6 protein-coding genes and 2 pseudogenes are annotated in these 5,033 nt (G+C 41.1%); 7 read left to right on the top strand and 1 reads right to left on the bottom strand.

Annotated elements, in window-relative coordinates:
* The 6 genes from M992_RS11955 to imm45 all read left to right on the top strand — a co-directional run.
* The coding region (locus M992_RS11955; protein ID WP_082335433.1) for a VENN motif pre-toxin domain-containing protein at nt 1-759 on the top strand (759 nt) is incomplete at its 5' end.
* Nucleotide 760: 1 nt separating this feature from the next.
* On the top strand, nt 761-1,054 hold the full coding sequence (locus tag M992_RS11950) for a hypothetical protein (RefSeq protein WP_053908803.1): 294 nt from the start codon (nt 761-763) through the stop codon (nt 1,052-1,054).
* A gap of 70 nt (nt 1,055-1,124) precedes the next feature.
* Nucleotides 1,125-1,853: a hypothetical protein gene (locus M992_RS15510; protein ID WP_248842531.1), complete on the top strand. Its 729-nt coding sequence runs from the start codon at nt 1,125-1,127 to the stop codon at nt 1,851-1,853.
* The gene (locus M992_RS11940; RefSeq protein ID WP_053908802.1) at nt 1,850-2,218 is read left to right on the top strand and encodes a hypothetical protein; all 369 of its coding nucleotides are present in this window, start codon (nt 1,850-1,852) and stop codon (nt 2,216-2,218) included. The genes M992_RS15510 and M992_RS11940 overlap by 4 nt, the downstream gene beginning before the upstream one ends.
* 330 nt (nt 2,219-2,548) lie before the next feature.
* A complete protein-coding gene (locus M992_RS15110; protein WP_053908801.1) occupies nt 2,549-3,913 on the top strand; it encodes a VENN motif pre-toxin domain-containing protein in 1,365 nt (454 codons plus the stop codon).
* Nucleotides 3,913-4,224 (top strand): Imm45 family immunity protein, encoded by a 312-nt coding sequence (gene imm45, locus M992_RS11930; protein WP_053908800.1) that lies wholly within the window; start codon nt 3,913-3,915, stop codon nt 4,222-4,224. Before M992_RS15110 ends, imm45 begins: the two co-directional genes overlap by 1 nt.
* Before the next feature lie 328 nt (nt 4,225-4,552).
* Here the strand turns inward: imm45 and M992_RS15585 are convergent.
* A pseudogene (locus M992_RS15585) lies at nt 4,553-4,743 on the bottom strand (helix-turn-helix domain-containing protein); the annotation flags it as partial.
* Between the two features lies 1 nt (nt 4,744).
* Between M992_RS15585 and M992_RS15335 the strand changes: the two are divergent.
* A pseudogene (locus M992_RS15335) lies at nt 4,745-5,033 on the top strand (hemolysin); the annotation flags it as partial.

Below are 5,033 nucleotides of genomic sequence, written 5' to 3'. Positions count from 1 at the left end.
GAAAAAGCCACAGTCAGTGCATTTGCGAGTCTGGCGGCAGGTATTGCAGGCGGGCTAGTCGGAGGTGATACATCCAGTGCCGCCAATGCAGCAGAGGCAGGGAAGGCGACGGTTGAGAATAATGCACTTAGTTTGCCGCCAGGAATGAGTTCTTACGCTCAAGGTGCCTTTTCTCTTGCAACGTCAATGCATAATGAAGGAAAAAGTGATACTGAAATCAATGCAGCTTTACAAGAATATGCAAAAGGCAACCACCCAGAAGGACAAGACCCTGCAAGAGGATTATTAATCGCGTGGGCTCCGATACCAACGATAGCAGGAAGTGCCGTCATAGCGCCGGCATCAGCCGCGTATGGATTAATCTTTGGTGGGCTTTTAGGTGGAAGCTCTGATGCAACCCAACAGTTTTTAACCATGAAGCCGGGTGAGTCTTATAACTATACGGATACACTGATCGCAATAGGGACTGGTTCATTAACGCAAGGCAAAGGCGTCATCTTCACAACTGCAGTGAATGGCGGTGGGGCTTATTTGGGCAGTACGCTAAAAAATGAAGATCCAACCGCTGCAGTTACAGGTAATGTTGTGGGTACTGTAATAGGAATAAAAGTAGGTGATAAAGTTACAGGTAACTTATTAAATAATGGGTATGGACCTGTCAAATCAGAAATTATAGGTGAAGTTATTGGTGGAGGAGTTGGTTCTACAGCTGAAAATGCCACAGAGAAAACGATAAAAGATTTAAAAGGAAATAAATAAAATGAAAAGAAAACTATTTATTTCCTTTATCCAAGCTGTAATTGTTCTACCTGTTTTTTTAATTTTATTATGTATGATTGGGGTTCCTATAGGAATCCTAATAGCTTTTTTTAAAGAGAGTACATTTTCATTTGATTCTCTGAATATAGAATCTATTTATGAGTCATTGGTTTATGCAGTAAAAGTAGGAGGTGCAATAGGTTTAGTTTTAGGGACTGGACTTTTGATCGCTAATGTCATCATTCCTATTGTCACAGGTAAATTTGATAATAAAAATAATAGCTCTGAAGACTAGCTATGAAAAAGTAATTTTAGTTTGAGTTGTTGTTGAGAATAACTTTTTCAGCTCTCAAAATGTCGTAGACATGAAGAGAGAGCTAGAGGAAGCCGATAAAACTGGTGCAGATAAAACAGTTATTTACGATAAGTACGGTAAAATCAGCAAGAGAAACAGAGATAAAGCGATTGCTGAAATCGAAAGTGGTGGTTCCTTTGATGCGATAGGTGCTTGGGCTGATTTAAACGGTGGCGTTGAAGTCGCTGATTCCCTGAAATGGATTGCTTTATTTGATGATTTGAGTAGTGAAGACCGTTCTCAGCTTGTCAATTTTGTTAAAGTAGAAAACGCGGAAAGCGCTAAAGCGATCTATGACTCATTATCTGTTACAGCCAAAGTTGCACTCTATACAAAAGATGCCGCTGATAACATGGGTGTCGGTGGTGCCATACCGAGTTCTGGAGTGTCAGTTGTTGGGATTAAGGGAAGTGGTAATAAAGGAAATAAACAGCCATATCAGTCTAACCAAGGTGCTGTTGGAAATATGAGTGAATTTTTGAAACAGCCGGGTCTGGGCTCTCAAGCTAAAACTAATTCACAAAAAACCAGTAAAGTTTATCAAGGACAAAGTGTTTATCAAGCTTCAAATGATGTTGGTCAGAATATCAAGAAAGGTGACCAATTTTATTTAGATGGGCAACATAAAAATCACTTAGAAGTTTTTGATAAACGAGGGAATTTTAAGGCTGTATTGAATCTAGATGGAAGTGTCAATCAGGCCAAAACTGATGCAGCAATGGGAAGAAAGCTTAAATGAGTAATATAAATAAAGTTAAAGAATTAATTATAAATTTGGAGAAATATAGTTTTCCTGAAAGTGATTTTAATGATTCAGGTTGGAGTATTGATTATCAAATAAATTTAGATAATCGCTTAAATGAAGAACTATTAAGACTATATAACGATCTTAATTTGTTAAGTGATTCATTGAAAAATAATGATTTAATCACTGCAAAATGTGCATTAATTTATGCCCGAATGAAAGCACTAGATCTATCTAATTTTTTCTTAAATATTTATGAAGATATAGAAAAGGCAGGTTGGGGGGAAGGTAATAAACTTCCAGATGTTCCTGAAGGTTATAAAATTCCTGATTGTTATCAATATCCATCTGATAAATGACCCCTGTATCAAACAGGGATCTTCCTGAGACTACTCCCCCTCAGCCAACTGGATAATCAACTGTCCGGCTTGGCGAGTGAGGGTGTAGTTGCTCCCCACCTTAAACCCTAACGCCATCAGCCACTTACCGCTGATGATCAGTTATGGGCTGAGGTTGGGTTGACCTCTATTCTGTAAATAACTCATTGAATATCGTTTGGTTTTAACCACTTCACCTTTAGCCGTAGGCACGAAGATCTGCGTCTAATCTTTTTATTTATTTCTCTTGTTATACAAAAAATATCTTAGCAAACCACCGATAAATACGACTCGAAGCAACAGAGTGGCGGTGTGTCTGGCAGTGTTGGATCGGACTTGAATACCACGGCTTCCGTGAATGCCAATAAAACCGAGATGCACAGCGATTATCAATCGGTGAATAAACAAACAAAAGGTGAAAATGCAGGGGCACAATCGCTCGGTGCAATGACTGCCGAAGCGGTTGGGTTGTTGTCAAAAGAGCTATACGGAAAAGACCCGAGCAAGCTGACGGAAGACGAAAAAGCCACAGTCAGTGCATTTGCGAGTTTGGCGGCGGGCATTGCGGGTGGACTAGTCGGTGGTGATACATCCAGTGCCGCCAATGCAGCAGAGGCAGGGAAGGCGACGGTTGAGAATAATGCACTGAGCGGTGAAGATGCTCAAAAGAAAAAAGGTCTTGAACTTGCTTTATCATCGACGGGACAAATGCTACACCCTCGAACACCTGAAGAAATTTCTGAATTAAAAGAGCAGCTAGCTCAGATTAACCAACTTGACGCCGAGGTTGATAAATATATTCAAGATGCTTGCTCTCAAGGTAAAGCATCATCTGCTTGTCGAGAAGCCTCTGCACTAGCGCAAAGTTTACAACAAAGCTACGGTGACTCTTTAGGGAAAATGACTTATAAAGAGTTGAATCCACAGGAGTACGCAAAAGTTAGCCAAATTATAGCGAATACGTCTGCTGATAAATGGGACATTGCGATAGATAACTACGCCAAAGCTCAGAATATTAGCTATCAAGAGGCAAAAGATACTTTCGCGATTGCCATAAATATGAATCAAACGGCAGATGTTGTCGGTATATTTTATGGATTAAAAGGAGCAAATAACGGTAAACCTACGCTAAATATGTCAACAAGCCAGACATTGAAACAGGTTTTATCGAAGTATGGTGAATTTAAACAAAATATCGCGAATACGACAAAAGGACATAATGATAATTTAGTGCCAGCCGGTGCAGGCCATAACGGTAGCTTATCGGTAAATAATAGCGGTAAGGACTCTTTACCGAATGCCCATTTATCTACTGGGTCGGGCAGTCAAGTATCTGCTATTAATCCAAATACTAAAATAGCAACAGGTCAGTCTGTTGGTGAATTTGAAAAAAACTTATCGAAGTTACCACCAAGGGAACGGGTTGCTGTAGTAAAAGAATCAGCCCCGAAAATAGCAGCAGAGCATGGTATGATCAAAGATAACCAGCTAACAAAAAGAAATGGACGTGATGTTTATCGTGGGCAAGATGGATACTTCTATGCACTTGACACACAGCATGGCCGATTTGAAGTAGTCAGTTCCAAAGGAAAACATTTAGGTGAAGTTGACTTTGCTATGCAGAAAATACCTAATAGCATAGATAAATCAGGCGGACATAACTTGAAGGTAAAATAATGAAGTTAATTGATTATAAAAGTAAATCTATCAAACGGGGTTCAATTTTTAGATTACCAGCTGTCTGGCCTTATGAATCATGGGTTGATTTTATGGTAATCGATTTATTCGATGCTCACGGATTGCTAGTAACTTCAGGCCATAAAGCTGGATTAATTTTAATATCACTACCTACAGAAAGTACTTCAACTGAGGGCCGAGCTTTGAGTACAAGGTGGATAATAGAGCATTGGTCTGAGTGGATTTATCCAGAGTGTGATGTTGAAAACGTTCATATCATTGAGCAGTATGAAGCCACACCAATAAGTTAAGATAAAGTTGTAGTAGCTCAAATAATTTTGTGTAGTTGCCTACCCCCCAACCAACCGGATAATCAACTGTCCGGCTTGTCGAGTTAGGGTAAAGTGGCGCCCCAGCTCCTTCAGCCACTTACCGCTAATGGTCAGTTGCGGGCTGGGGTTGGGTTTACCGCGGTTGGGGCGTAACCCACTGTATACTGTCTGGTTTTAACCACTTCTTCTTTAGCTGTCGGTGTCTTTACACTACAATCGCGCTTAGCCATGGTGACTACCTCGTTTAGTTGTTGTGGTTAGCGGTTAAATCGAGTTGCACCTAGTTTTAACCGCGCTAAAAATCTAGTTAATTACTCTTCGTTGTCCAGCGCTTCGCATCATGCATATGTAAGATGTTGTTAATCACGGTCTCAATCGCTTCTTTCTCTTTCTCGTCTAGCTGTGAAATCGCTTCAAACTGTAGCTTAAGACGCTCATCAGGGTCACGTTCGCTTCAAAAAGAAGCATATCGGCGCTGACGTTCAATGCTAACGCTAAAGGCGGTTTTGATATCACCGTTGGCAAGCACACGCAACTTGATGGGGCGGTGATTAGCAGTAGCGCAGAGGCGGATAAAAATAAACTGGATACCGGTACGCTGGGCTTTGGGGATCTCAAAAACAAGGCCGATTACAAGGTGGATAGCCAAAGTGGCGGCTTTAGCACCGGGGGCGCGCCATTTGCAGACCAGCTTGCGGGTAATGCCGCAGGCTCCTTGCTGACCAACGCGGATAACACAGGCAAAGACAGCAACACCACGCATTCAGCGGTGTCGGAAGGTGAGATTA

This window comes from Moellerella wisconsensis ATCC 35017 (genome assembly GCF_001294465.1).
Classification (GTDB): domain Bacteria; phylum Pseudomonadota; class Gammaproteobacteria; order Enterobacterales; family Enterobacteriaceae; genus Moellerella; species Moellerella wisconsensis.
Note: the sequence above shows the minus strand (reverse complement) of the source record. Positions and strands in the feature narration are given on the sequence as shown.

Bases quoted from the DNA above. Each gene is read 5' to 3' on its own strand.
- M992_RS11950 (WP_053908803.1), top strand. From the start codon at position 761: ATGAAAAGAAAACTATTTATTTCCTTTATCCAAGCTGTAATTGTTCTA.
- M992_RS15510 (WP_248842531.1), top strand. From the start codon at position 1,125: ATGAAGAGAGAGCTAGAGGAAGCCGATAAAACTGGTGCAGATAAAACA.
- M992_RS11940 (WP_053908802.1), top strand. From the start codon at position 1,850: ATGAGTAATATAAATAAAGTTAAAGAATTAATTATAAATTTGGAGAAA.
- imm45 (WP_053908800.1), top strand. From the start codon at position 3,913: ATGAAGTTAATTGATTATAAAAGTAAATCTATCAAACGGGGTTCAATT.